The sequence below is a fragment of the Pigmentiphaga sp. H8 genome, assembly GCF_003854895.1.
GTDB lineage: Bacteria > Pseudomonadota > Gammaproteobacteria > Burkholderiales > Burkholderiaceae_B > Pigmentiphaga.
Genome location: NZ_CP033966.1, coordinates 3,500,307 through 3,525,415, shown reverse-complemented (window position 1 = coordinate 3,525,415; position 25,109 = coordinate 3,500,307). Strand labels below are relative to the sequence as shown.

Sequence of the window (25,109 nt, the reverse complement as noted above, 5' to 3'; positions counted from 1 at the left end):
GTGCGATTCCCCCATGGAATTGGAATTCAGTTACAGAATGATATACGGCGTGACGCAAGAAGGGCATTACTCATTTCTAGGTATTCTCGGGAAGGGCGGAAAAATGCATGGACCCGCGCGGCGTTATCGCACTTTCGACGAGTTCTACCGGTTCTACCTGGGGGAACACGCTCACCCGGTTTCCCGGCGCCTGCACGTCGTGGGCACGAGCCTGGCCCTGATCCTGGTGCTGCTGGCGGCCGGGCTGCGCCAGCCCTGGCTGCTCGTGGCCGCGCTGGCCTGCGGATATGGCCTGGCCTGGACCGGACATTTCTTCTTCGAGAAGAATCGTCCCGCCACCTTCACCCATCCATGGTGGTCGCTGCGGGGCGATTTCCGGCTGCTGGCCGAAACGCTGGCCGGCCGCCGGAAGTGGTGAACAGACCCTAGGCCGCCAATTCGCGTTCGACGGCAAGGCCGAGCGCCAGCAGGGCTTCGTCGCGGCCGGTCGCCATGGCCAGGCTCATGCCGGCGGGCAGGCCCGCGCCGTCGGTGCCGCAGGGCAGGGCGAGCGTGGGCATGTCCAGGTAGCTGCCTACCATGGTGTTGCGCAGCACGCGCGCATTGCATTGCGCGAACCAGGCCGGATCGGCCGCCAGCGCCGCGATGGGCGGGGCCGCCATGGGCACGGTGGGGAACAGCAGCGCTTCGCCGGGAGCCAGGGCAGCGGCCATGGCGGCCACCAGCAGGGGCCGGTTGTCGCGCAAGGCCTGCCGGTTTTGCGCGGGAAGGGCCTGCCCCAGCCGCAGCCGCTGGACGATGCGGGCATCGACGCGGGCCAGCGCGGCCGGATCATCCAGCAGTTCGCGGTGCACGGCGGCCGCCTCGACGCCCACCAGCGTGCCGAAGGTGGCGAACAGGTGATGGGTCAGGTCCAGCACGGGGACGGCCCGGCGTTCCACGATGAAGCCGCGCCTGGCCAGGCGCTCGGCCGTGTCCTCGAACGCCGCGGCCACGCCCGGTTCGAGTTCGCTCATGAGGATGCCGGAGGGAATCACCAGCCGTGCGGCGGGGAGGTCGGCGCCGGTCCGCAGGGTGGGCGCGCGGCCCAGCAGGGCATCGTCGATCAGGCAGGCATCGGCCACGGTCTGGACCAGGGGGCCGATGCTGTCGAGCGAGGGCGCCAGAGGAAAGACGCCGCGCTGATCGTAGCGGGCCGAACTGGGCTTCCATCCGACCAGTCCGTTCAGGGCCGCCGGCACCCGGATCGAACCCGAGGTGTCGGTGCCCATGGCGCAGGGGACGACCTGCCGGGCGACCGCCACCGCGGATCCCGACGACGAGCCGCCGGGGATGCGCGGGACCACGGCGTCGTACGGGTTGGGCGGCGTGCCGAAATGCAGGTTGATGCCCAGCCCGGAGAAGGCGAACTCGCTCAGGTTGGTCTTGCCCACGCTGACCATGCCGGCGGCGGCCAGCGCGCGCACGGCGGGTGCGTCGTCGTCGGCGGGGGCAGCTTGCCGGCGCGTGTCCGACGCGCAGGTGGTGACGGTGCCCGCCATGTCGAACAGGTCCTTCCAGGCCAGGGGCACGCCATCCAGCGGCCCCAGCGGCCGGCCCTCGCGCCAGCGGGCCTGGCTGGCGCGGGCCTCGTCCAGGGCGCGCGCTTCCAGCAGCGTGATGAAGACCGCGTCCATGCCAGGGGCGCGGGCCTGGTCCAGCGCCTGGCTCGCGACCTCCACCGGATCCAGGCTGCCCTGGGCGTAGCCCTGGGCCAGCGCGGCGATTCCCCGTGCGTCAGTCATGGTGTTCCTTCGTGTCCTGGACGTGTCCGGCCAGCCAGTTGGCGATGACGGCGGCGGCCTCGATCTCGTGGCCGGCGTACCAATGGTTGCCGCCCAGCACGGCCGACGAGAACGATAGCGCGGATGTCGCATGGCCGCGCAGCAGCTCGATCGCGCCGCGCACGCCGGCGGTGCCGACGATCTCGCCTTCGGATCCGTACAGCGACAGGATAGGTGCCGTTACCGCCGAGAGATCCCGGAAGGCCTGGGACGAGCGGCGGCCGTGGAAGTCGAAAGTATCGGCGGGCCGGCCTTCCTCGAAACGGTCCAGCAGGGTCTGCGCCGAGATGCGCTGCCGCAGCAGGCCCAGGACACAGTCTTCCCCCATCAGCACGCGGCCCTGGCCGGCATCCACCAGTTGCCGGGCCTGGGCCAGGAAGGCCGCGGCCTGGTCCTCGCCGTGCAGGGCGAAGAAGGCGCCGCGCAGGTCGGCGGCGGAGGCCAGCACCAGGCCGCGCACGCGCGCGTCGCCGGTTGCCGCGGCATAGCGCAGGATTTTCGATGCGCCCAGCGAGTGGCCCATCAGGACGATGGGGCCGCCGTGCGACCGTGCGGCGAAATCCATCCACGCCGCCAGGTCGGGAATGCAGTCGTCGAAGTATTCGAACGCGGAGCCGGTCAGCTTGTAGGCCGGCTCGGCGCCGACCCGCGACATGGCGATGTTCCCGTGTCCGCTGCAGCCGATGGACAGCAGGTGGATGCCGGCCAGGTCGGGACTTTGCAGGAAGTCGTAGGTGAAGCTCGTGTCGAAGTTGCCGCTCAGGCCGTGCAGGCTGATCAGCAGGGGCGCGTCCGCCGTGGGGGCGGGCGCGAGGAATCCGGTCAGTTCGACGTGCTGGGTGGTGCGCACGCGCACCAGTCGGCCGTTGCGCGGCTCAATCTTCATGGTCATGGGTACGTCTAGTACGCGCTTAGCGCGCCATGTCGGGAAGGAACAGCACCAGGCTGGGGAAGGCGATCAGCAGGCCGATCCGCAGCAGGTCCACGAGGATGAAGGGCGTGACACCCTTGTAGATGGTCCAGATGTCGGTCCGCTTGGACAGGCCCTTGATCACGAACACGTTCAGCCCGAAGGGGGGTGTGATGAGGCCCAGCTCCACGCACATGGTCACGATCACGCCAAACCAGATCGGGTCGAAGCCCAGCTGCATCACGATGGGATAGACCAGCGGCACGATCAGGATCACCACCGCCAGCGCATCGATCAGGCAGCCCAGCACCAGCATGATGCCGATGATCACGAGCAGCGTGCCGTAGCGGCCCAGGTTGGCGTCGATGAGCAGTTGCGCCGCTTTCTGCGGGGTCTCGGTCACGGCCAGGAAGTAGCCGAACAGCACGGCGCCCGCCATGATCAGCAGGATGGCCGCGCCCATGCGTACGCTTTCTGCCAGCGACGAGAACAAGGTGTTCCAGGACAGGCGCTTGCCCAGCGCGACGATGGCGATGGCGCCGGCGGCGCCCACGGCGCCGGCCTCGGTGGGCGTGAACAGGCCGCCGTAGATGCCGCCGATGACGAACATGATGAGCAGCATGATGGGGCCGAGCCGCGTCAGGCTGGATAGGCGTTCACGCATCGCGGCCCGCTGGCCCACCGGCGCATCCTGCGGGCGCACGGCCAGCCATACCTTGACCACCAGCATGTACATGGCGATGGCCAGGATGCCCGGCACGACGCCGGCCATGAACAGCAGGCCCACGCTTTGCTGGGTCAGCAGGCCGTAGACGGCCAGCGCGATCGAGGGCGGGATCAGCACGCCCAGCGTGCCGCCGGCCGCGATCACGCCCGTGGCCAGCCGCTCCGAATAGCCGTGCTTCTTCATTTCGGGCAGGGCGACCCGGGTCATGGTGGCGGCGGTGGCGGCCGACGAGCCGCAGATGGCGGCGAAGCCGCCGCACGAGGCCACCGTGGCCACGGCCAGCCCGCCGCGGAAGTTGCCCAGCCAGAGCTGGGCGGCGCGGAACAGTTCCCCGCTCATGCCCGAGGTCACGGCCACCGCGCCCATCAGGATGAACAGCGGCACCAGCCCCATGGTGTAGTCGGAGAACGTGGAGATGACGGAGTGGGACAGCAGCTTGAAGGCGGGCTCGAAGCCGGTCATCAGGCCGAAGCCCAGGATGCCCGCCGTGCCCATGGCCAGGCCGATGGGAACGCGCAGCAGGCAGAGCAGAAGCAGGGAGCCGAAGCCGATGAGGATGGCGAGGTTGGGGCCGATCATGGTGTACGTCCGTTCAGACCGTGGCGTCCGGGTGGCCGTCATGGGCCTCCGGTTCCGGGGGAGCGATGACTTGCTGGAGCAGGATGAAGAAGCAGGCCAGGGTGCCCAGCCAGGCCGCCGTGTAGAAACCCCAGACCGGCAGTTCCAGGTCCACGGTCAGCAGTCCCGCTTCGAAGACGTCGACGACCTTGGTGCCCAGGGCGTAGGCGAAGCCGCCGATGATGCACAGGCACAGCGCCGCGCCGATGCGGGTCAGCGTGCGCTTGGCGCGCGGGCCGAGCACGCTCCAGAAGATATCGAGCTGGATGTGGTCGTTGTGACGGAAGGCCGCCGCGATGCCCCAGCACACCACCACGCTCAGCAGCAGGCGCGAGATCTCGTACTCGTCCGGAAGCGGGTAGGCGAAGAGGTAGCGCGAGGCCACCGACACGGACGTGAGTATCGCCATGAACAACAGCAGTACCGATGGCACGAACTCGAGGAAGGCAAGCAGACGTTGTTTCATGGCGATGCTCGTCGGACGATCAGTAGGCGGCGTTGTATTTCTTCAGCGTGTCCTGCAGTTCGCCGAACACCTTGGCGCCGTCGACGCGGTTCTTCTTGACGCTGGCTTCCCAGTCGGCGCGGACCTTGGCGGCCATGGCCTTCCATTCGCCGACCTTGGCGTCCGAGATCGTGTAGACCGTGTGGCCCGGCTTCTTCAGCAGCGCGGCGCGGCCTTCCTGTTCCCAGTTGTACCAGGGCATGGGCAGGCGTTCGGCCCAGTCGGCGTTGCAGTGGTTGTCGATGACCTTCTTCTGGTCGGCCGACAGTTTCCCGTACGACGACTTGTTCATCAGGATGGCCGTGCCCAGCGAATAGAAATTCATGTCCAGGTGATAGGTCAGCGCGCGATCGGCGCCCAGCGCCTGCAGCAGGTTCCACGGGAACGAGATCGCGTCCACCACGCCGCGCTCGACCGCCTCGGCCGCGTCGGAGGCCGACAGCTGGACGGGCGAGGCGCCGGACAGGCGGTAGAAGTTGGCCGCCATGACGTTGGGCGAGCGGATCTTCAGGCCGGCCAGGTCGGTGGGGCTTTCGATGCGCTTCTTGGAATGGATGGTGCCGCCGCCGTCGTAGAACATGGTGCAGACCTTGACGTCGGCCATCTCTTTCTTGGCGTAGGGCTGGTACCACTCGTACAGCGCGCGCGAGCCCTTGGCGGTGTCGGCCACCAGGAAGGGCATTTCGGCGGCGGTCACGATGGGGAAGCGCCCCGGCTCGATGCCGACAAGATAGAAGGCCAGGTCGGCGATGCCGTCGCGGGCCAGGTTGTAGTGGTCCTTGGCGGGGCCCAACTGCTGCGCGGGGAAGACCTGGATCGCGATGCTGCCGCCCGAGTCCTTCTCGATCGACTTCGCCCACGGCACCAGCACGCCGTAGTGCAGGGGGTTGGTGGTGGGCAGGTTGTGCGACAGCCGCAGGCTGACTTTCTTGTCGGCGGCGTGGGCCGGACCGGCCAGGACGGCGGCTGCCATGGCGGCGGCCACGAGCGGCTTCAAAGCATGGTTCTTACGCATGGAGTTCCCCACTGGTTCGATGAAGAGAGCCGGTCTGGCTCGGCAAAAATAGTTCCGTTTTTCGGAACTAATCTATCGTTATATGGAACATAATGCAGGTTTCGGTGTAATTTCGTCAAGACGTTTCATTGCGGGCAAAATTTCGCCTGGTCACATGGGGGGTGATGTGGAAGAAGAGTCGTCCAAGAACCGGTTCCTGCTGGAACGGCAGATGGAAGTGATCGAACTGGTCGCCCGCCATCCCGCCGGACTGGCGTTCGGCGAGATACAGGCCGCGCTGGACATGCCCAAGGGCACGCTGCACCGGATGCTGGCCGGCCTGTGCCGCGCCGGCTGCCTGGATGCCGAGCCGCCGTTCGAGGCGGAGGCCGGCAACGCGCGCCGCACCTATCTCCTGGGCGGACGCATGCGCCGGCTGCTGGGAACGGCGATCTCGCCCGACCAGATGGCGGCGGTCGCCCATACCGTGCTGTACGGCCTGGTCGAGCAGTTCCAGGAAACGGCTTTCCTGAGCATGCTGCGCGGCAACCGCATCGAGAGCATCGTCATGGCCACGCCGCCCAAGGACTGGCACGGCTACGTCAACCCGGGCCACGTCATGCCACCCCATGCGGCGGCCTCGGCCAAGGCCATCCTGGCCTTCCGCGACGAACGGGAATGGGAGGCGCTGCTGGACGAGCCGCTGCCGGCGCTGACGGACCGCACCATTACCTCGCCGCAGCTGTTGCGGGACGAATTGCGGCGGGTCCGCAAGACCGGCATCGCCTATTGCCGCGAGGAGATCGATCGCGGGCTGGTCGCGGTGGCCGCGCCCATACCGCTTTCGCAGGTCGGCGTGATGTTCTCGGTGTCCATCGTCGGGCCCTCGCAGCGCATGCAGGGCTACGACGACGAGAAGATGAAGCGCGCCCTGCTCGATGCCGCCAGCAAGCTCGCGGCGATTTTTTCCAAACAGATGAACGCGGACCTCAAATGACCCGACCCACCATAGCCGTGATCGGACTGGGCGGGATCGCCCGCGGCCTGCTGGATGCCCTGGCCGGCGATGCCTGCGCCGACGTACGCAACGTCGTCGTGCGCGCGGGCAAGGAGGGCGAGGCGTCGGCCTCGCTGCCGTCCTCGATCAAGCCGGTGGGCGACATCGCGTCGCTGGCAAGGGACGTCGACCTGGTGATCGAGGCGGCGGGCCAGGGCGCCGTGGCGCAATACGGCGCCGACGTGCTGCGCAGCGGCCGCCATTTCGCGCTGGTGTCGGCCGGCGCGCTGGCCGACGACGGCCTGCTGCGGACGTTGAGGCAAGAAGCGGCCCGGGCCGGCTGCCGGCTGCATCTGATCAGCGGCGCCATCGGCGGCCTGGATGCGCTGGCGACGGCCCGCGCCGCCGGCGCGGTCGAGGTCCGCTATACCGGCATCAAGCCGCCGCGCGCGTGGCTGGGCACCCCGGCGGAACAGGCCTGCGACTTGCAGGCCCTGGCCGGACCGGCCGTCGTGTTCGAAGGCAGCGCCCGCGAGGTCGCGCGGCGCTATCCGCAGAATGCCAACGTGGCGGCCACCGTCGCCCTGGCGGGAGCCGGGCTGGACGCCACCCGGGTCACGCTGATCGCGGATCCGGCCGCCACGCGCAACAGCCATCGGGTCGAGGCGCGCGGCGTGCTGGGCGAGTTTCGCTTCGACACGCAGGCCGAACCCTCCGCCGCCAATCCGAAGACCTCGGCCAGCACCGCCTGCAGCATCCTGGCCTACCTGAAAGGCGGCCCCAACGCGCTCGCGCTGCAAGGCTGAGGGCGGGCGGATCAGGCCTCGCGGTAGAAGCAGAACTCGATTTCCACCGTGGCGTTCAGCGGCAGCGCCACGACGCCCATGGCGGTGCGAGCGGGCGGGGTCGCGCCTTCGGGGAAGTAGCCTTCCCAGACACGGTTGATCTCGGCGAACTGATCGAAGCGGGTGGTGAAGATGCGGGCGATGACGAGCTGGTCCAGGGCCAGGCCGTATTCGGGCAGGGCGGCCAGCATGTTGCGCATGATCTTGTCCGTTTCCGCGGCGACACCGCCGCTTTCCAGCTGGCCGCTCTGGGCATCGAGCGCGATCATGCCGGCCAGTTGGTAGTAGGGGCCGGCCTGGATGCAGGGGGTGTAGCGGAAGCGGGGCTTGGGCAGGGTCTTGGCGTAGTGGGCTTGCAAGGGCATGGTGGAGGGCCTGGAAGGAAAGGCCCGTAGTCTACTCCGCGTAGGGTTGGCCGAGTTCGGGGTGCGCGCGCAGATGGGCCTGGAGCGCGCCGCGCATGCCGCCGTTTCCGATCATGGCGCGTATCTCGGGCGCCAGGGGCGGGTAGCGGTGCATCTCGCCGGTGGCGCATCGTGTGACGGTGCCGTTGGCGTAGTCCACTTCGATTTCGTCGCCGTCGGACAGCGTATCCACGATGCCGTGGCAAGAGGCCAGCGCGGGTACGGCCAGCGCGACCACGCCCTGGAAGGCGCGCACCGACATGGACTCGCACAGGATGCCCAGGCCCAGCGCCTTCATGGCGATGATGCCGGTGTTGTGCGCCTTGCCGGCCAGGAAGTTGCGGCCGGCGACGATCAGGTCGCCTGGGCGGATGCGGCGGCCCAGGCCGGGATCGAGTTCGGCGAAGAGATGCGGGATCAGTTCGTCGGGATTCGTGTTGCGGGAAAGCACGATGTCGAACGCCATGACTCCGCCGTCGTGGGGAACGTCATGGCCCAGCACGTGGGCGGTGCCGCGTTGTATCCAGTTCATCGACGGGGACTCCTCAATGTGCCCGGGCGCGGATCGGCGATCCTGCCGGCGACGGCGGATGCGGCCACGGTGAGCGGACTGCCCAGGTAGCAGTGGGCATCCTTCGCGCCCATGCGGCCCTGGCCATTGGTGGCGGCGGTCGAGATCGACACTTCGCCGGAGGCCAGCGGCCCGCCGGCGCCGCCGGCGCAGGGACCACAGCCGGGTGGGAGCAGGATGGCGCCGGCGTCGAGGAAGCGCTGGGTGAGGCCGTCGCGCGCCATGCGCCCGGCCGTCTCGACCGTGCCCGGCACGACGATGAAACGCACTCCGCTTGCCACGCGGTGGCCGGCAAGCACGTCGGCGGCGGCCTGGAAGTCTTCATACATGCCGGATCCGCAGGATCCCAGGTAGGCCTGGTCGATCGCGACGCCCACCGTGTCGCCGACGGGGACGGCCCGATCGGGGGCGCCCGGCAGGGCCACTTGCGGCTCCAGGTGCGAGACGTCCAGCACGAGCGTATGTTCGAATCGGGCGTCGTCGTCGCTTTCCAGCCAGCTAGGGTCGCGGGCCGAGCCCAGCGGCGACATGGGCGGAAACAGGATGTTGAGCACGCCGATCTCGGTCAGGGTATTGCACAGCGCGACGCGGCCCGACAGTGGCAGGCGGTCGCAGTACGAACCGCCGAACTCGACCACGCGATAGTCGAATTCGACGCCCAGTTCACCCGAGGTCAACCGATGGGCCAGCCAGAAGCCGACGTCGCGGGGATGCACGCCGGGCGGCGCCTCGCCCTCCAGCGTGACGCGCAGCGTGTGCGGCACGACGGTCCAGGTCGTGCCCGTGGCCAGCACCGACACCACGTTGGGCCCCGCGCGCATCGCGAATGCCCCGATGGCGCCGAAGTTCGTGCAGTGCATGTCGTAGGCGAAGAGGAACATGCCGGGCCTGACCAGGCCGCTTTCCATGGGAAAGAGGTGGCCGTGCCCGCCCTGGCCGGCATCGTGGAAGTGGCCGATGCGCCATTCTCCGGCGATGCGCCGGTTGGCGCGGCCCCGCAGGATCGAGGCGGGCGTGGTGTAGACCACCTGGTGGTCGGTGACGAAGACCACCCGCTCCGGATGCGTGACGCGGCGATAGCCGATGTCGTGCAACTGCTTGTAGGCGGTCTCGACGTAGCCGTCGTGCAGGATGACCAGTTCGGGCTCGGGCAGCACGATGTCGCCTGGCCTGACCGAAGTCTTGCCGCTGGCGCGCGCCAGCATCTTTTCAACGAGAGTCATGCCCATGTGGCAGCTTCCATGCTTGGGGCCGGTCATGGCCGGCCGCTGACGGCCTGCGCGTACGAGGCGCCGGCACGCACCTGGGCATCGGCGTCGCGCTCGAAGGCCAGGCGGGCGGCCAGCCGCTCGGCGAAGGTGTCGAAATACTGCCGGCCGATGACGACGACGCCGTCATCGTCGGCGCAGACCAGATCGCCCGGATGCACGATCTGGCCGCCCATCGCCACGGGTATCTGGAACTCGGCCGTACCGTCCTTGCGGCTGCTGCGCACCGTGCCGCCGCGCGCGAATACCGGGAACCGCAGCGCGCGGATCTCGGCCAGGTCGCGCACGCGGCCGTTGGTGACGCAGCCGGCCAGTCCGCGCATCTGCGCGGCCAGCGAACCGGTGCCGCCCAGCGCGCACGTGTCCGGGTCTGCGCCGGTGTCGATGACCAGCACGGAACCGGGGGGCGCCAGGTCCAGTGCCCGGTTCGCCGATCCGCTGCGGTGGGGCGGCGCGCTCACGGTGTATGCCGGGCCGACGCAGACCGCCCCCCGCACTTGCGCGGCGATGGACGCATCCAGGTCGCCGCGGCGGCCCAGGGCTTCATAGGCCGCGGCCGCGGAGGCCCCGGCCAGCAAGCCCACGAGTTGTTCCACACCCATTCCCATGGCGTTCCTCAGTCGAGTTGAATCTTCACTTCCTTGGCGACGCGTGCCCACTTGCCTCGCTCCGCGTCGATGAAGCGGGCGAACTGTTCCGGCGTGTTGGGCATGGGCAGGAGCCCTTGGCCGCGCAACTGGCGCACCACGTTCGGCTCGGCAAGAATGGCCGCGATGGTCTGGTGCAGCGTGCCGATGATGGCGGGGGACGTGCCCGCGGGCGCCATGAAGCCGTTCCAGTCGAACATCTCGTAGCCCGGCAGCGTTTCGGCCACCACCGGCGTGTCGGGAAATTCGGCCACCCGTTGGTCGCTGGTGAGCGCCAGCGCGCGCAGCTTGCCCGCCTTGACCATGGGCCAGGCCGGCGGTTGTCCGCCGAAGGTCAGGGTGACGGCACCGCTGGCGACGCCGGTCAGGGCTTCGGGCGCGGTCTTGAACGGCACGTGGGTGATGGAGATGCCCGCCAGCGTCTTGAAGTATTCACCCGACATGTGCGAGGCCGTGCCGTTGCCGGCCGACGAGAAGGTCAGCTTGCCGGGATCGGCCTTCGCGGCGGCGATGACGTCGGCGATCGACTTGTAGGGCGACTCCGCGGAAACGACGACCAGCAGGGGCGTGCGGGCCGACAGCATGATGGGCGCGAAGTCCTTGACCGGGTCGTAGGGCAGCTTGCTGTACACGTTCGGGTTGATGGTGAGTGTGCCGATGTGGCCCACGGTCAGCGTATAGCCGTCCGCGGGGGCACGGGCGGCGGCGCCCAGGCCTATGGTCCCCCCGGCGCCCGCGCGGTTCTCGACCACGAACGGTTGCCCGAGGCGCTCGCCCAGGTGCTGGGCGATCAGGCGCGTGATGGTATCGGGCGACGAGCCCGCGCCATGCGGAACGATGATGCGCACCGGGCGAGCCGGATAGGACTGGGCGCTGGCGCCCTGGGGCGCGGCGGCGAGGGCGGCGGCCAGGGCAAGCGCCGTAGCCAGGAGCCGAGAGTGCAGCGGCATGGTGTGTCTCCTCGAGGGTTGGAAGGCCTGTTCGCCTTTTTGTATGACAAATATTATTTTTATAGACGAAAATATGCCATGAAATGGGGTTAATTTTCAATAATGTAAGACAATTTTGGAGGGGCAATGAAAATGCCCGGATGGGAAGACCGCCCGGCCGCGTCGTTACAATGCAATTCCCGTTGCCGCGACCATGACCCATGGACCGAAAAATCGTTGCCTTGAGCGAGACCGCCATGCCGGCCGGCGATCCGGCCCGGCAGCAGCTGGCCGACCGTTTGCGCGATGCCATCACCGAGGGGGTCTACCTTCCGGGTGACAAGCTGACCGAACGTGAGCTTTGCGAGCGTTTTGCCGCCAGCCGCCCCTCGATGCGCGAGGCCATCCGGCAACTCGACGGCGAAGGTTTGCTGGAAGTGGCGCCGCATCGCGGGCCTGCCGTGCGGGCGATCGATGAAGCCCAGTTTCATGAGTTGCATGAAGTGCGGGTGGCCCTGCAGAAATTGGCGGCGGCGTGTTTCGCGATGCGTGGCACGCCTGAACAGATGGACGCCTTCGCCCTGCGCATCGACGAATTCGAGCAGGCGCTGGTCTCGCGCGACGTGCCGCGCATACGCGCGACCAAGCATCAGTTGTTCGAGGCCTTCATCGCGGGGGCGCGCAACGAGCCGCTTGCCGCCTTCATCCGCAAGATCAACGCGCGCCTGGGGTTCCTGTGGGCGTCATCGATGAACCATCCGAACCGGCCGGCGGAAAGCGTGGATGAGTTCCACCGTCTTCTGGGCGCGATACGTGAACGCGACCCGGAAGCCGCGCAGGCGGCCATCGTGCTTCAGAACCAGCGCGCCCGCGCCGTCGGACTGCATGCGCTCGAGCTGTTCCAGAAGCGGCGCGCGTCGCCGTGAACGTGCTAGCGCTGGCGCTGGCGCAACGGCGCCAGCAGGTGCGACAGGCCGTTGTGGTCGATCTCGTGCATCAGCGCCAGCAGGCGCCCCAGTTCGCCGGGCGGGAAGCCCTTGCGGGCGAACCAGGCCAGGTAGGGGCCGGGCAGGTCGGCGATCAGCCTGTCCTTGTATTTGCCGTAGGGCATGGCGACCGTCGTCAGGCGTTGCAGGTCTTCGGGATTCATGAAAGGGGACGGCGTGGCGGCAAGGATGGCCTCGTGGATCTTACCCGCATTGTGCACGAAGCGCGGGTGCCGCGGCATGCGCCGCCATGGCGGACAAGTATTTGACATTTAAAGATTGTCGGGATCACACTGGCGCCTTCCAACGACGAGAGGGGCGGGCCATGGATACGATGGTTGGCGGGTCTTGGGGACGGCGTGTGGCTGCGGCGGCCGCCGTGGGGCTATTGGCCGCATGCGCGGCACGCGGGCCGGGGGGCGCGGCGACGTCGGAGGCCGCGGATGCGGTCTATGTCAACGGCAAGGTCGCCACGGTCGACGCCGCTTCTTCCGTGGCGCAGGCCTTCGCGGTGCGCGCCGGGCGGTTCGTCGCGGTGGGGACGACCGAGCGCATCATGGCCTATGCGGGACCCGCCACGCAGGTAGTCGACCTGCACGGCCGTACGGTGGTGCCCGGCCTGGCGGATTCGCACCTGCACGCCGTGGGCGGCGGCCCCGGCATCGACCTGTCGGCCACGCGCTCGATCGCCGATCTGGCCGCCAAGGTGGCCGAGGCGGCCAAGGGCGCCAAGCCGGGACAGGTGCTGGTGTCCAACAGCGACTGGCACGAGGCCCAGCTGAAGGAACAACGGCTGCCTACCGCGGACGAACTGGAGGCGGCCGCGCCCGGCGTGCCGGTGATCCTGGTGCGCGGCGGCCACAGCTATTTCCTCAACAATACGGCACTGGCCAAGTACGGCATCACGCCGGCGACGCCGGTGCCGCCGGGCGGCGCGATTCCGCGCAACGCCGCCGGACGCCTGACCGGCGAGCTGACCGACACGGCCAAGCGCCTCGCGCCGCTGCCGCCTCCGCCGCCGATGACGCTGGCGCGGCTCGAGGCGCAGCAGAAGAAGCTGAACGAATACGGCCTGACCAGCATCCGGATACCGGGCACGAACGTGGCGGCCTATCGCCAGTTCCAGCAACTGCGCGACAGCGGCAAGGCCACGGTCCGCTACAGCATCCTGTTCCGTCCCAAGGACCTGGCCGACTTCCGGTCCAGCATCGTGGGGGGCGGCATCCGGCAGGGCGAGGGCGACGAGTGGGTCAAGGTCTGGGGCATCAAGATCAGCGTGGACGGCGGCTTCGAGGGCGGCTACATGACCCGGCCCTACGAAGGGGAGATGGGCAAGGGCGGTACCTACTACGGCTTGCAGACCATTCCGCAGGCGACGTTCAACGAGTACGTGGCGGGCATCAACCAGGCCGGCTGGCGCGTGGCGGTGCACGCGGTGGGCGATGCCGCCGTGGACGAAGTGCTGCAGGGCTACGAGCGGGCCCATGCCCAGCGCGACATCCGCGCGCAGGGCTGGACCATCGAGCACGCCTTCATTACGCGCCCCGACCAGTATCCGCGCATCAAGGCGATGAACCTGCGCATGTCGGTGCAGGACCATCTCTACCTGGCCGCGCCGGTGCTCAAGCGCTACTGGGGCATGGACCGTGCCTCGCAGGTCACGCCGCTCAAGACCTACATGGAGCAGGGCTTCATGCTGGCCGGCGGCACCGATTCGCCGGTGATTCCGGTCAATCCATTCTGGGCCATGTACCACTTCCTGACGCGGGACACGATTTCCGACGGGGTCTACGGTGCCGACCAGGCCGTGCCTTCGCGCGACGCGGTGCTCAGGCTGATGACGATCAACAACGCCCGCCTGACCGACGAGCAGGACATCAAGGGGTCGATCGAGCCCGGCAAGCTGGCGGATTTCGTCGTGCTGTCGGCCGACTATCTCAGCATCCCGGCGGCCGAGGTGCAGCGGCTGAAGGCGCTGGCGACCTACGTGGGCGGCAGGCAGGTGTACCGGGCCGAGTCGTTCTGAAGCGGGGTGGTCACGGTTTCAGGACCACCTTCACGCAGCCGTCCTCCTTGTCGCGGAAGATCTCGTACATGTCCGGTCCGTCCTCCAGCGCTTCGCTGTGGGTGATGACGAAGGAGGGGTCGATCCGGCCTTCGGCGATGAGTTCGAGCAAGGCCTGGCTCCAGCGCTGGACATGGGTCTGGCCCATGCGCCAGGTCAGGCCCTTGTTCATCGAAGCGCCGAACGGAATCTTGTCGATCAATCCGCCGTAGACGCCGGGAATGGACAGCACGCCGGCCGGGCGGCAGACGTAGATCATTTCCCGCAGCACGTGGGGACGGTCGCTTTCCAGCATCACCGCCTGCTTGGCCCGGTCGTACATGGCGTCCAACGAGCGCGCGGCGTGCGATTCCAGGCCCACCGCGTCTATGCATTTTTCCGGCCCGTTGCCGCTGGTCAGGTCGCGCAGGCGTTCGACCACGCTTTCCTGGTCGAAGTCGATGGGGGTGGCGCCCGCCTGGGCCACCATGGCCAGCCGCTCGGGAACGTGATCGATCACCACCACCTGCCGGGCGCCCTGCAACTGGGCGCTGCGCATGGCCATCAGCCCCACCGGCCCGGCGCCCCAGATGGCGACCGTGTCGGTGGGCTGGATGTCGCACTGGGCCACGGCCTGCCAGCCGGTGGGCAGGATGTCGCCCAGGAACAGCACCTGTTCGTCCGGCAGATCGGCGGGCACCTTGATGTGGGTGGTATCGGCATGGGGCACGCGCACGTATTCGGCCTGGCCTCCGGCATAGCCGCCCGTCAGGTGGGTATAGCCGAACAGGCCCGCCGTGGCGTGCCCGAAGACCTTGTCGGCCAGTTCCTTGTTGCGGTTGGTGCGCTCGCACACCGAGTAATTGCCGCGCCGGCATTGCTCACAGGCGCCGCAGGCGATGGTGAAGGGCACGACCACGCGGTCGCCCACCTTCAGGTCGCGGGTGTCCGATCCCACCTCGACCACTTCTCCCATGAACTCGTGTCCCATGATGTCGCCGGCTTTCATGCCGGGGATGAATCCGTCGAACAGGTGCAGGTCGGAGCCGCAGATGGCGCAGGCGGAGACCTTGACGATGGCATCGCCCGGTTGCTCGATGCTCGGGTCCGGCACGGTTTCGTACCGGATGTCCTTCTTGCCATGCCAGCACAGTGCTTTCATGACGTTCTCCTTCGTCGTACGCGCCGGGTTGCGCGAGCCTGGACGAGCAGCAAGCGCCGTGCCGTCCGCGCCGCGCACTAAAATCCACGCATGAGCAGCCATTTCCGTGTCCGTCGCGTCGATATCGTCGTCTATCCCGGGTTCAAGTCGCTGGAGGCGATCGGCCCCCTGTGCGTGTTCGACTACGCCAATGTGCACTTGCGCAAACGCGACCTGCCGCCGGCCTACCAGGTCGAGATTGCCGCACCGCAACCCGGGGTAGTGCAATCGGATACCCTGATGTCGCTGCACGCCAGCAAGGGCCTGGACAACCGCGATCTGCCCGATGCCGCCATCCTGGTGGGCGCGCGCAACATCGAGGAAGCCATGCGGCACTCGCCGGCCATCGTCGACTGGGCGGCCGCGGTCGCGCCCCGCATCGCGCGGCTGGCCGCCCTGTGCTCGGGCAGTTTCTTTCTTGCTGAAGCAGGGCTGCTGGACGGCCGGCGCGCCACCACGCACTGGAGCGTGTCGCGCCTGCTCCAGCAGCGCTATCCGCGCATCGACGTGCAGGCCGATGCCATCTACATCCGGCAGGGCAACATCTGGACCTCGGCCGGCGTCACGGCCGGCATCGACCTGGCGCTGGCCATGGTGGAAGAGGACTGCGGCCGCGACCTGGCCCTGGAGGTCGCGCGGGACATGGTGGTCTACCTGAAGCGTCCGGGCGGGCAGTCGCAGTTCAGCATGCACCTGAACAGCCAGACCACCAGCCATCCGGGCATACGCAAGACCCAGGACTGGATCCTGTCCAACCTGCACCAGCCGCTGGCCGTTTCCGACCTGGCCGCCCATGCGGCCATGAGCCTGCGCAACTTCACGCGCGTGTTCGTGCGCGAGACCGGCGCCACGCCGCAGGCCTTCGTCGAGACGGCAAGAGTGGACCTGGTGCGCCGGCTGCTGGAGGACGCGGCCCTGCCGCTCAAGACCGTGGCCGCGCGGGCCGGCTTCGGCTCGGACGCCCAATTGCGCAAGGTGTTCCAGCGCCACCTGGGCGTCACGCCCCGCGCGTATCGCGAGCGTTTCGCCAGCGCGGGCGGCAGCGGCGGGGAAGGCTAGGCCTCGATCGGCAACCCGGTGAAGTTCTCCGAGAAGGCCTGCCGGCCCGGCTCGGATCCCGTCATGTAGTCCAGGTCGGCCCGTTGCAGGCGCCGGGCGAAGTCGCTCTGCCCCGGGAAGCTATGCACCATGGTGCACAGTCCGGCCGAGAACCGGTGCACCAGCCACATGCGCCGCAGGCAGGTTTCCGAATAGCTGTCCAGGAGCCGGGTGGAGCCCTGGCGGTAATACGCTGCCAGCGCGCGGCCGAGCACGCGTATGTCTGCCACGGCGGAGTTCAGCCCCTTGGCGCCGGTGGGCGGGACGATGTGCGCGGCATCGCCGGCCAGGAACAGGGCGCCATGGCGCAGCGGCTCGACCTGGAAGCTGCGCATGGCGGTCACGCCCTTCTGCACGATGGGGCCTTCGATCAGCGGCGGCATGCCGGGAACGTCCAGGCGTTCGTGCAGCGCGCTCCAGATGCGGTCGTCGGACCAGTTGTCCGGATCGTCGTCCGGTTCGCATTGCAGGTAGAGGCGGCTGCGCGTGGGGGAGCGGAAGCTCAGCATGGCGAAGCCGGTCTCGTGGCAGCCCCAGGTGACGTCGGGCGCGGCCGGTGGGACCTCGGCCAGGATGCCCAGCCAGCCGAAGGGATAGACGCGGTCGTAGGTCTTCATCACCGACGCTGGGATGGCGTCGCGGCAGATGCCGTGGAAGCCGTCGCAGCCCGCGATGAAGTCGCAGCGCACCGGCCTGCCTTCCGGGCCGGCCAGGATGGTGGGCGAGGGGCCTTCCAGGTCCCGGATGGCGGTGACCGGGGTGTCGAAGCGCAGGTCGCCGCCGGCGGCCAGCCGTGCCTCGATCAGGTCGTGCACCACTTCATGCTGGGGATAGACCATGACCGTGCGGCCGATTTCCTGCGCGAAGTCTATGCGGTGCGAGGCCCGGGCGTAGCGGAAGTCGAGGCTGGTCTGCGGCATGCCCAGGCGCCGCATGCGTTCGCCCAGTCCGACCTCGGCCAGCAGATCGACCGTGCCTTGTTCCAGCACCCCGGCCCGCAGGCGCTGCTGCACGTGTTCGCGGCTGCGGTTGTCGAACACGATGGATTCGATGCCTTCCCGGTGCAGCAGGTGGGAAAGCAGCAGTCCGGCGGGGCCCGCCCCGACGATGCCGACCTGGGTACGCTCGCTCATACCGGCTCCTCCAGCGTGATCAGGCCCATGCCGGTGGTCATGGGGGCGTAGTAGTGGCGGTGGACGCGCCGCGCCCGGTTCGACAGCGCGCCGCGCATGACCAGCCACATGATCAGCTCGATACCCTCTGCGCCGTAGCGTTCCATCAGCGTCTGGTGGGTGAGCTCGCACAGGCTGTCGGGGTCGCGTTCGATGCGGTCCAGGAAGTCCTGGTCCCAGTCCTGGTCCATCTTGCCGAAGTGGGGGCCGGTCAACTGATGGGACATGCCGCCGGTGCCCAGGATGACGACGCGCAGATCGGCCGGGTAGGATTCGACGGCCCGCCGTATGGCCTGGCCCAGCCGGTAGCATCGGCGCGCGGTGGGCAGAGGATGTTGCAGCACGTTGACGGCGAAGGGCACGGCCGCGACGTTCCATCCGGGCGTATGGTCGAAGCACAGGTGCATGGGCACGAGGAATCCGTGTTCGACCCGCATTTCCTGGCAGACCGTCAGGTCGAACTCGTCGTAGACCAGCGATTCGCACAGGTGCTGCGAGAATTCCAGGTGGCCGTCTATGGGCGGCAGCGGGCGTACGCCGAAGCCTTCGTCGGCGATGTCGTAGCGGTCGGCCGCGCCCACGGCGAAGGTCGGATATTTGTCGAAGAAGAAATCGGCGCCGTGGTCGTTGTAGACCATGATGGCCACGTCGGGCTTGAGCTCCTCCAGCCACTCGCGCACCGGGACATAGGCGTCGAACAAGGGGCGCCAGGCCGGCGTGGCCTGCTTGCCGCGGTCGTAGGCCGCGCCGATGGAGGGCACGTGAGAAGTACCTATGCCTGCGATGATGCGTCCCATGTCAGACCGCTCCCTTGTCGTTGCGGGTGGCCAGGAAGGCCTCGTAGCTTTCTCCGCGCATACGCGCGCCCATGACGTAAAGGCCGTTGCCGGTGACCACGCCCAGCTTGAGCAGGAAGTAGATGTTGGCGCCGGCGTCGAGCAGGCCGGTGAAATCGCGCGCGCGTATCAGCGCCTTCTGTTCGTCGGACAGGCCGAAGCGGGTCATGTAGGCCTCTTCGTCCGCCCGGTAGGCATCGCGGTTGGCGGCCTCGCTAAGCGAGTTGCAGAGCTTGTTGATGCGGTATCCCTTCCATGAAAGACGCAGGTCGAAGACGTGCGAATCGGCGATCGGCCGTGTCCGGTCGCGTTGGGGAAGTGTCATGGGCAATGCTCCTTGGGTAGAGGGAAAACGACCAGGGCCGCGCCGGCGTATGGCGTTGCGGCTGCTGGGCTTTTTATGGAGAATGACTCTAGCTTTCATGTCCTTGATTGTTCTAATCAACCGCCGTCGGCACAGGAGCAGCCATGTCCTTCGAGCAGCCCGCAAATTGCGAGGAACTCCTGAACTACCGGATAGCCAGGCTGCTGTCGGTCAGCGGGGCGCTGGTGATCCGGTTGTGCGAAGGCCGCTACGGCATCAGCCGGCGGGAATGGCGCTTGATCGCGATGCTGGCCGACTACGGCACGCTGGCGCCTTCCGAACTGGCCGAACGCGCGCATACCGACCGGCCCCTCGTGTCCCGCGCCATCAGCGACCTGGTCGCCAAGGGGTTGGTGTCGCGGGTCGGCCGCAGCAGCGACCGGCACCGCGTGGCCATCGAACTGACCGACAAGGGCAGGGCCCTGCACGCCGAGCTGTTTCCCATCACCGCCGACATCAACGGCCGCATCCTGCAAGCACTGGGGCCGGAAAGAATCCGGGAGCTCGACGACATGCTGAACGTCCTGACCCGCACGGCCGAACAGATCAACCAGGACTACCCGCTCAAGGAAAAGGCCGATCGCCGGAACGGCGGGAGCCGCCAGTGGACCTCGTCGAAGCCGGACCTGGCGGGCGTCTGGTAGGCCGCCCGCGCCGGCCTGTCAGTTGTTCGACGTGGCGCCCGAGGCCTTGATCAGGCGCGCCCATTTGGTGATTTCCGCTTGTTGGAATTGGCCTAGCTGCTCCGGCGAGGACGCCGAGACCGTCAGCCCTTCCTGCACGAATGCGGCCCGCGTCGAGGGTTTGCCCATGGCACGCGCGATCTCGTGGTTCAGCTTGAGCACGATGTCGGCCGGCGTGCCCTTGGGCGCGAACACCGAGAACCACAGCACGATCTCGTAGCCGGGGACGCCGGCCTCGATCATGGTCGGCAGCTCGGGCGCGGCGGGCGAGCGTTCGCGGCTGGTCACGGCCAGCGCCCGCAGCTTGCCGGAGCGCACGATGGGCATGCCGATCGCGACCGAGTCGAACAGGATGTCGGCATGGCCGCCCATGACGTCGCTGACGGCCTGCGCCGGACCGCGCGCGGGGATGTGGACCATGTCGATGCCCGCCAGCGACTTGAACAGGTCGCCCGACATGTGGCCCGAGGTACCGATGCCCTGCGAGACGAAGTTGAGCGAGCCGGGCTTGCGCTTGGCGAGCTGTATCAGCTCCTGCACGCTGTGCGCCGGGACCGAGGGATGCACCATGAGGACGTTGGGCACCGTCGCCAGCAGGCTGACGGGCTCGAAGTCGCGCACCGCGTCGTAGGGCAGGTTGGCAAGCAGGGTGACGTTGATGGCGTGGGTCGCATGGGTGCCCAGCAGGATCGTGTAGCCGTCGGCGGGCGCCTTGGCCACCAGGTCGGCGCCGATGGTGCCGCCCGCGCCGGGCTTGTTTTCCACGATGACCGGCTGCTGCCAGGCTTCCTGCAGGTCGTGCGCCACGCTGCGCGCCAGCTTGTCGGTCAGCCCGCCGGGCGTGAAGGGAACGACGAGGCGGATGGGCTTGCCGGGGTAGGCGTCGGCGGTGCCGGCACAGGCCTGCGTCGCCGCCAGGGCGAGCGCCAGGCCGGCCAGCAGCGGCGAGGCTCGGTGGAAACGAGGGTATGGACGGTGGGACATGGTGGCCTCCTTGGGCGGCACGCAAGCGGAACGGGTGGGTGGGCGGGGGACCGGCGGGCGTCAGGACGCCGTCGAGGCCGCGGGGGCGGCGGCCGCGGCGTCGGCGGCCGCCATCTTCTCGATCATGCGGCGGGCGCGGCTCGGGCCCGCGTCGATGCGCAGCCAGGCCAGTTGGCGCACGCCGGTGGCATCCTGTTCGCGCTGCATGGCGGACACGATGACGTTGTCCTCTTCGAAAGTGCGGCCCATGTCGCGCATCAGCCGCTGGTCGAGTTCCTGGTCGCCCACGCCGAAGTTGCGCACGTGCAGCCAGAAGAAATGCGTGGCCGTGTCCGTCTCGGGCGTCAGGAACTTGTAGCTGAACGCGCGCAGGCCGAGGTCCATGTTCGCTTCCGTATGCTCCTGGCCGGCCTGCATCGTCACCACGTCCACGCGCGAGGTGCAGGGCGGGAAGAAGTGGTAGTACTGGCAGCGGTCGGCCAGCCCGCTGAAGTTGGCGTTCTTGCGGTCGATGGGCGGCGGTTCGGCGTCGAGCGTCCAGCGGTAGGTCACGATGTGGCCCTCGCTTTCCTCGATGACGGGAGCAATGTCGCTCGATGCCGGATTGCCGATGGTGCCCGGATGAACGTAGGTCGTGTGGGCCGGGTCCTGGAGGTTCTCGACGATGTTCAGGTAGTGCGAGCGATGGTGCTGGGGGACGCCCCAGATGACGGTCCAGCCCGGCGCGCCATAGCGTTCGATGGCGGGGATGAGCCCGGGGTCGGCCTGTTCCGGGTCGCCCATCCAGATCCAGGCGGCGCCGTATCGTTCCGTGACGGGAAAGCTGCGGACGCGCGCGGCGGGGGGGATGTTGGCCTGGCCGGGAACGTGCACGCAGGCGCCGGTGTCGTCGTAGCGCAGGCCGTGGTAGCCGCATTGCAGCGTGTCGTCCACCACGCTGCCCAGCGACAGGGGCACGAGGCGGTGCGCGCAGCGGTCCAGCAGCGCCGCGAGCCGGCCGTCGCGCTGGCGGAAGGCAACGACGGGTTCGTCCAGTACCCGCCGGGCGAAAGGCCCGGTGCCGATTTCTGCGGTCCAGCCCAGTACGTACCAGGCGTTGCGAACGACGTGCTCCACGAACGAATCTCCTTGAACCGGACCGCCAGGGCGTGGCGGCTTCGATGCGGGAGACTCTATCGGCGGCGAACTGAATTGTTCTATACAACGACGGGCGGGGGTTTTCCCGCCCGTGCGTCTAGTTCAGCCGGATGCCGGCCTGGGAGATCAACTGGCGCCAGGTGCGGATTTCGTTCGCCAGATAGGCCCGGAATTCCTCGGGGGTCGAACCTACCGTGTCCACGCCTTCCGAAGTCAGGTAGGCCTGGATGTCGGGCGAGGCGAACGCCTGGCGGATGGCTTCGTTCAGCTTGTCGACGATGGGGCGGGGAGTGTTGGCGGGTGCGGCGTAGCCCCACCAGCCTTCGGCCTCGTAGTCGGGAAATCCCGCCTCGGCGATGGTCGGCACCTGGGGCAGTTTGGCCCAGCGCTTCTTGGACGTGACCGCCAGGGCCTTGAGGCGTCCCGCCTTGATCGAGCCGCTCGCGCCCGCGTAGGTGGCGAAAGTGAAATCGACCTGGCCGCCGATGGCGTCGTTCATGGCCGGGCCGGCGCCCTTGTAGGGGACGTGCAGGATGTCGATCTTCGCCATGCTCTTGAGCATTTCGCCCATCAGATGGGCGTTGCCGCCGGTGCCGGAGGACGAATAGGACAGGGTGCCCGGCTTTTCCCGCGCCATGCGCACGATGTCGGAAACGGAGTTCGCGGGAAACGCCGGCCCGGACACCAGCAGGAACGGCGAGGTGGCGACCATGCTGATGAAGCTGAAGCTGTTCAGCGAGTCGTAGGGCAGCTTGTCCATCGCGACGGCGTTGATGGCGTGCGCGCCCGGCAGCTGCAGCAAGGTATAGCCGTCGGGCGGGGCCTTGGCCACGAAATTCGTGCCGATGACGGTTCCGCCGCCGGGTCGGTTGTCGACGATGACGGGTTGGGACAGGGAGTTGGACAGCTTCGCGGCGATGGCGCGGGCGAGCGCATCGTTGAATCCACCGGGACCGAAAGGCACGACGATGCGTATCGGCTTGCCGGGAAAACCGTTCAGAGGATCCGGGGCGGCCGCGTGCGAGGCGCGGGCCACCAGGCCTAGCGAAAAAAGGACCGACAGGCCGATGACCAGGCCATGCTTCATGTTCGTGCTCCTCATGATCCGGCCAGGCGGCCGGGGTTGTCTCGAAGAATGGCGATCCGGTCTTCGACCGGAAATGCGCGGATGAGTGTTTCGAAAAGCGTGCCGTCGTCCGGCGTGCGCGCGGGCGCGAAATAGCCGGTATGGGGCCAGTCGCTGCCCCAGGTGAGCCGGTCCAGCGCGTTTTCCGCCAGCCGCCGCATCAAGGGGATCGCGGTGTCGAACGAGGCGCCGGGCGCGCAGACCCGGTCAGCGCCGGACAGCTTCACCCAGACGTGGCGCTGCTGCGAGAGCCGGAGCAGCGCGCGCTGGGGCGCGCTGTCCAGGCCGTCGGCGATGGCGACGCGGCCCAGATGATCGATAAGGACCGGTGCGTCCAGGCCGGCTATCCAATCTTCGAGTTCAGGCAGCCGGGCGCCGTCGAAGTGGAGTTGGACGAACCACCGCCATGGACGTATGCATCGCAGCACGTGCTGCACGATCGAGGGATCGAGGCGGCCGCCGTGCTGGGGATTGAAGGCGAAGCGGACGCCGCGCGCGCCGCGCCGGTGCAGGTCGCGCACGGTTTCCGGCGTGCAGGTTTGGTCCAGGCGCACGACCGCCAGCAGGCGTTCCGGCGCCTGGCCGACGGCCTCCAGGTAGATGTCGTTGCACGGACCCTGGGTATTGGCGTGGACTACGAAGGCGCGTTCCAGGCCCAGCGCATCGAGCAGCGTGAAATAGTCTTCCAGCCGCGCCGCGGGCGGGGTGTAGTGCCGGTCGGGGGAATAGGGATGGCGGCTTTCGGGACCGAGGACATGGAACTGCGTGTCCCAGCATCCCGCGGGCGGGCGCCAGGAAGGGGCGGACACCGTCTTGCGCGGACCCAGGCAGGGCGGGATCTGATGGCTCATATGCGGGTTCCAACCTGGCGCACGACTTGATCGACGACGGCGCCGGCCGCGCCGAGATAGCGGCACGGATCCAGCAACTGCCGCAGGGTGTCGCGGGACAGCGCGCCGCGGATCGCGGGCATGTCCAGCAGGGCATCGAGCAACGGGCGGTCCTGATCCACCGAATCGGCGCAGGCCTGGTGGACCAGGTCGTGCGCGCGCAGCCTGCCCAGCGCGGGCGCCAGCGCCATCTGCACGGCTTCGGCGACGATCATGCCGCCGGTCGCGTCCAGGTTGCGGCGCATCCGCCGGGTATCGACACGCAGGCCATCCAGCAGCGCCAGCATCTTTTCCAGGCAGGCGTGGCTCTCGATGAAGGCTTCGGGCACGACGCGGCCTTCGATGAAACCGTGTCCGGAGCGTTCCTGCTCCTGCCGGACCGCGCCGATCATGGCGTCGGCATTGCGCTGCACCAGCGTGGCGCCGGTCATGATCTGCCAGGACAGGATGGGGTTGGCCTTGTGTGGCAGTGTGCTGGACATGCCGGCGGTGCCGGCCGTCGGTTCCGCCAGTTCGCCGATTTCGGTCCAGGCCAGGTGGGCGATGTCCTGGGCGATCTTCGCCAGGCTGGCGGTCAGCAGCGCGAGGAACTGGACGACTTCGGCCACCGCGTCACGCGCGCTGGACGCGGAGGCCAACGGGATGGGCAGCCCCAGGCGGTCCAGCACCTCGCGCTGCACGGCCAGCGCCTCGGTTCCCATTGATGCCAGGGTGCCCATGGCGCCCGCCAGTTCTCCGTCGATGGGCCGGGCAAGCAGGGTCCGCAGGCGCTCGGCATGGCGCAGCAGCGGCACCGTCCAATGGCTCAGCTTCAACCCGAAGGTGATAGGCAGCGCGTGGCCGCCGAAGCCGCGTCCCGCCATCGGGGTATCGCGGTAGCGCGCGGCCAGCACGGCCAGGCGCTCCAGGACGCCGGCGAGCAGGCTATCCAGGCGCGGCAGGGCCGCGTTGACCTGGCGCGCGCGAGCGCTCAGGAGCAGGTCCTGTGTGGTGCTGCCCCAGTGCAGATATTCACCGGCTTCGCCGCATGCATCGGCCAGTTGGCGCACGAAGGCAGCGACGGGGAATCCGACCTGTCCGCTCGCACGCTCCAGCGATGCCAGGTCTATGGCCGAGACCTTGGCGTCGCTGCCGATGCGTTCGGCGGCCCATGGCGGAATGAGTCCGCGTTCGGCTTGCACCTGCGCAAGTACCTTTTCGTATTCGACGAAGAAAGCAACCGTGGCATGGGTGGAAAACAGTTGGTCGAAAGAGGGCATGAAGGTGTTTCCACGTTCTCGGTTTAGTAGTAATAATAGATACTACTAAAAAAATGAGCAAGCGGCCGTGCAGTAAACTCGGGAAAACCGC

Annotated in this window: 27 protein-coding genes; 7 read left to right on the top strand and 20 right to left on the bottom strand. The window is 68.1% G+C overall.

The features are described 5' to 3' along the window. Nucleotides 1-103 precede the first annotated feature (103 nt). A complete protein-coding gene (locus EGT29_RS16675; RefSeq protein ID WP_124690033.1) occupies nucleotides 104-418 on the top strand; it encodes a DUF962 domain-containing protein in 315 nt (104 codons plus the stop codon). A gap of 7 nt (nucleotides 419-425) precedes the next feature. Here EGT29_RS16675 and EGT29_RS16670 read toward each other — a convergent pair whose 3' ends face one another. Genes EGT29_RS16670 through EGT29_RS16650 form a run of 5 tightly spaced genes read right to left on the bottom strand, consistent with a single transcriptional unit; the run spans nucleotide 426 to nucleotide 5,598 of the window. Next, nucleotides 426-1,784, bottom strand: a complete 1,359-nt coding sequence (locus tag EGT29_RS16670; protein ID WP_161567845.1) for an amidase family protein — start codon at nucleotides 1,782-1,784, stop codon at nucleotides 426-428. Beyond that, the gene (locus EGT29_RS16665; protein ID WP_124690031.1) at nucleotides 1,777-2,715 is read right to left on the bottom strand and encodes an alpha/beta fold hydrolase; all 939 of its coding nucleotides are present in this window, start codon (nucleotides 2,713-2,715) and stop codon (nucleotides 1,777-1,779) included. Before EGT29_RS16665 ends, EGT29_RS16670 begins: the two co-directional genes overlap by 8 nt. 19 nt (nucleotides 2,716-2,734) lie before the next feature. Next, nucleotides 2,735-4,039 carry a TRAP transporter large permease gene (locus tag EGT29_RS16660; protein WP_124690030.1) on the bottom strand — a complete coding sequence of 435 codons (1,305 nt, stop codon included), beginning with the start codon at nucleotides 4,037-4,039 and terminating at the stop codon, nucleotides 2,735-2,737. A 13-nt stretch (nucleotides 4,040-4,052) separates the two neighbouring features. Then, nucleotides 4,053-4,544: a TRAP transporter small permease gene (locus tag EGT29_RS16655; RefSeq protein WP_202865543.1), complete on the bottom strand. Its 492-nt coding sequence runs from the start codon at nucleotides 4,542-4,544 to the stop codon at nucleotides 4,053-4,055. A gap of 19 nt (nucleotides 4,545-4,563) precedes the next feature. After that, complete coding sequence (locus EGT29_RS16650; RefSeq protein ID WP_202865542.1) at nucleotides 4,564-5,598, bottom strand: TRAP transporter substrate-binding protein; 1,035 nt, start codon at nucleotides 5,596-5,598, stop codon at nucleotides 4,564-4,566. A gap of 166 nt (nucleotides 5,599-5,764) precedes the next feature. Between EGT29_RS16650 and EGT29_RS16645 the strand changes: the two genes are divergently transcribed. Together EGT29_RS16645 and EGT29_RS16640 are read left to right on the top strand one after the other, a co-directional pair. After that, nucleotides 5,765-6,574 carry an IclR family transcriptional regulator gene (locus tag EGT29_RS16645; RefSeq protein ID WP_202865541.1) on the top strand — a complete coding sequence of 270 codons (810 nt, stop codon included), beginning with the start codon at nucleotides 5,765-5,767 and terminating at the stop codon, nucleotides 6,572-6,574. Continuing rightward, nucleotides 6,571-7,380, top strand: a complete 810-nt coding sequence (locus tag EGT29_RS16640) for an aspartate dehydrogenase (protein WP_124690028.1) — start codon at nucleotides 6,571-6,573, stop codon at nucleotides 7,378-7,380. The genes EGT29_RS16645 and EGT29_RS16640 overlap by 4 nt, the downstream gene beginning before the upstream one ends. A gap of 11 nt (nucleotides 7,381-7,391) precedes the next feature. On the opposite strand, the gene EGT29_RS16635 is transcribed toward EGT29_RS16640, so the two are convergent. From EGT29_RS16635 to EGT29_RS16615, 5 genes are read right to left on the bottom strand one after another with little or no spacing between them, the layout of a single operon-like run. Continuing rightward, nucleotides 7,392-7,784 carry a RidA family protein gene (locus tag EGT29_RS16635; RefSeq protein WP_124690027.1) on the bottom strand — a complete coding sequence of 131 codons (393 nt, stop codon included), beginning with the start codon at nucleotides 7,782-7,784 and terminating at the stop codon, nucleotides 7,392-7,394. Between the two features lie 31 nt (nucleotides 7,785-7,815). Beyond that, the gene (locus EGT29_RS16630; protein WP_124690026.1) at nucleotides 7,816-8,355 is read right to left on the bottom strand and encodes a hypothetical protein; all 540 of its coding nucleotides are present in this window, start codon (nucleotides 8,353-8,355) and stop codon (nucleotides 7,816-7,818) included. Then, on the bottom strand, nucleotides 8,352-9,617 hold the full coding sequence (locus tag EGT29_RS16625) for an aconitase family protein (protein ID WP_161567844.1): 1,266 nt from the start codon (nucleotides 9,615-9,617) through the stop codon (nucleotides 8,352-8,354). The genes EGT29_RS16630 and EGT29_RS16625 overlap by 4 nt, the downstream gene beginning before the upstream one ends. A 32-nt stretch (nucleotides 9,618-9,649) precedes the next feature. Then, on the bottom strand, nucleotides 9,650-10,258 hold the full coding sequence (locus EGT29_RS16620; protein WP_161567843.1) for an RraA family protein: 609 nt from the start codon (nucleotides 10,256-10,258) through the stop codon (nucleotides 9,650-9,652). Between the two features lie 20 nt (nucleotides 10,259-10,278). After that, nucleotides 10,279-11,259 carry a tripartite tricarboxylate transporter substrate binding protein gene (locus EGT29_RS16615; RefSeq protein ID WP_124690023.1) on the bottom strand — a complete coding sequence of 327 codons (981 nt, stop codon included), beginning with the start codon at nucleotides 11,257-11,259 and terminating at the stop codon, nucleotides 10,279-10,281. A 221-nt stretch (nucleotides 11,260-11,480) separates the two neighbouring features. Here EGT29_RS16615 and EGT29_RS16610 point away from each other — a divergent pair, with 221 nt between their 5' ends. Further along, nucleotides 11,481-12,164, top strand: a complete 684-nt coding sequence (locus tag EGT29_RS16610) for a GntR family transcriptional regulator (protein ID WP_161567842.1) — start codon at nucleotides 11,481-11,483, stop codon at nucleotides 12,162-12,164. Between the two features lie 5 nt (nucleotides 12,165-12,169). On the opposite strand, the gene EGT29_RS16605 is transcribed toward EGT29_RS16610, so the two are convergent. Next, entirely contained in the window at nucleotides 12,170-12,388 is a 219-nt protein-coding gene (locus EGT29_RS16605) for a DUF3820 family protein (protein ID WP_124692394.1), read from the bottom strand. A gap of 197 nt (nucleotides 12,389-12,585) precedes the next feature. Here EGT29_RS16605 and EGT29_RS16600 point away from each other — a divergent pair, with 197 nt between their 5' ends. Then, nucleotides 12,586-14,250, top strand: coding sequence for an amidohydrolase (locus tag EGT29_RS16600; RefSeq protein ID WP_238160025.1), 1,665 nt, complete (start codon nucleotides 12,586-12,588; stop codon nucleotides 14,248-14,250). Between the two features lie 10 nt (nucleotides 14,251-14,260). On the opposite strand, the gene EGT29_RS16595 is transcribed toward EGT29_RS16600, so the two are convergent. Further along, entirely contained in the window at nucleotides 14,261-15,430 is a 1,170-nt protein-coding gene (locus EGT29_RS16595; protein WP_124690021.1) for a zinc-dependent alcohol dehydrogenase, read from the bottom strand. Between the two features lie 90 nt (nucleotides 15,431-15,520). Here EGT29_RS16595 and EGT29_RS16590 point away from each other — a divergent pair, with 90 nt between their 5' ends. Then, the gene (locus tag EGT29_RS16590; RefSeq protein ID WP_124690020.1) at nucleotides 15,521-16,528 is read left to right on the top strand and encodes a GlxA family transcriptional regulator; all 1,008 of its coding nucleotides are present in this window, start codon (nucleotides 15,521-15,523) and stop codon (nucleotides 16,526-16,528) included. Here the strand turns inward: EGT29_RS16590 and EGT29_RS16585 are convergent. Genes EGT29_RS16585 through EGT29_RS16575 form a run of 3 tightly spaced genes read right to left on the bottom strand, consistent with a single transcriptional unit; the run spans nucleotide 16,525 to nucleotide 18,900 of the window. Then, nucleotides 16,525-17,700, bottom strand: a complete 1,176-nt coding sequence (locus EGT29_RS16585) for a 4-hydroxybenzoate 3-monooxygenase (RefSeq protein WP_124690019.1) — start codon at nucleotides 17,698-17,700, stop codon at nucleotides 16,525-16,527. The two genes, EGT29_RS16590 and EGT29_RS16585, sit on opposite strands and share 4 nt — an antisense overlap. Continuing rightward, on the bottom strand, nucleotides 17,697-18,536 hold the full coding sequence (locus EGT29_RS16580; RefSeq protein WP_124690018.1) for a class III extradiol dioxygenase family protein: 840 nt from the start codon (nucleotides 18,534-18,536) through the stop codon (nucleotides 17,697-17,699). The genes EGT29_RS16585 and EGT29_RS16580 overlap by 4 nt, the downstream gene beginning before the upstream one ends. A 1-nt stretch (nucleotide 18,537) precedes the next feature. Beyond that, a complete protein-coding gene (locus EGT29_RS16575) occupies nucleotides 18,538-18,900 on the bottom strand; it encodes a protocatechuate 3,4-dioxygenase (protein ID WP_124690017.1) in 363 nt (120 codons plus the stop codon). Between the two features lie 143 nt (nucleotides 18,901-19,043). Between EGT29_RS16575 and EGT29_RS16570 the strand changes: the two genes are divergently transcribed. Beyond that, the gene (locus tag EGT29_RS16570) at nucleotides 19,044-19,583 is read left to right on the top strand and encodes a MarR family winged helix-turn-helix transcriptional regulator (RefSeq protein ID WP_124690016.1); all 540 of its coding nucleotides are present in this window, start codon (nucleotides 19,044-19,046) and stop codon (nucleotides 19,581-19,583) included. A gap of 18 nt (nucleotides 19,584-19,601) precedes the next feature. On the opposite strand, the gene EGT29_RS16565 is transcribed toward EGT29_RS16570, so the two are convergent. The 5 genes from EGT29_RS16565 to EGT29_RS16545 all read right to left on the bottom strand — a co-directional run bounded on the left by EGT29_RS16565 (nucleotide 19,602) and on the right by EGT29_RS16545 (nucleotide 25,018). After that, nucleotides 19,602-20,606: a tripartite tricarboxylate transporter substrate binding protein gene (locus EGT29_RS16565; protein WP_124690015.1), complete on the bottom strand. Its 1,005-nt coding sequence runs from the start codon at nucleotides 20,604-20,606 to the stop codon at nucleotides 19,602-19,604. A gap of 60 nt (nucleotides 20,607-20,666) precedes the next feature. After that, on the bottom strand, nucleotides 20,667-21,722 hold the full coding sequence (locus EGT29_RS16560; RefSeq protein WP_161567841.1) for an aromatic ring-hydroxylating dioxygenase subunit alpha: 1,056 nt from the start codon (nucleotides 21,720-21,722) through the stop codon (nucleotides 20,667-20,669). A gap of 118 nt (nucleotides 21,723-21,840) precedes the next feature. Continuing rightward, nucleotides 21,841-22,830, bottom strand: coding sequence for a tripartite tricarboxylate transporter substrate binding protein (locus EGT29_RS16555; RefSeq protein WP_161567840.1), 990 nt, complete (start codon nucleotides 22,828-22,830; stop codon nucleotides 21,841-21,843). Between the two features lie 11 nt (nucleotides 22,831-22,841). Then, nucleotides 22,842-23,720 carry an amidohydrolase gene (locus EGT29_RS16550; RefSeq protein WP_124690012.1) on the bottom strand — a complete coding sequence of 293 codons (879 nt, stop codon included), beginning with the start codon at nucleotides 23,718-23,720 and terminating at the stop codon, nucleotides 22,842-22,844. Next, nucleotides 23,717-25,018 carry an adenylosuccinate lyase family protein gene (locus EGT29_RS16545; RefSeq protein WP_124690011.1) on the bottom strand — a complete coding sequence of 434 codons (1,302 nt, stop codon included), beginning with the start codon at nucleotides 25,016-25,018 and terminating at the stop codon, nucleotides 23,717-23,719. Before EGT29_RS16545 ends, EGT29_RS16550 begins: the two co-directional genes overlap by 4 nt. Nucleotides 25,019-25,109 lie beyond the last annotated feature (91 nt).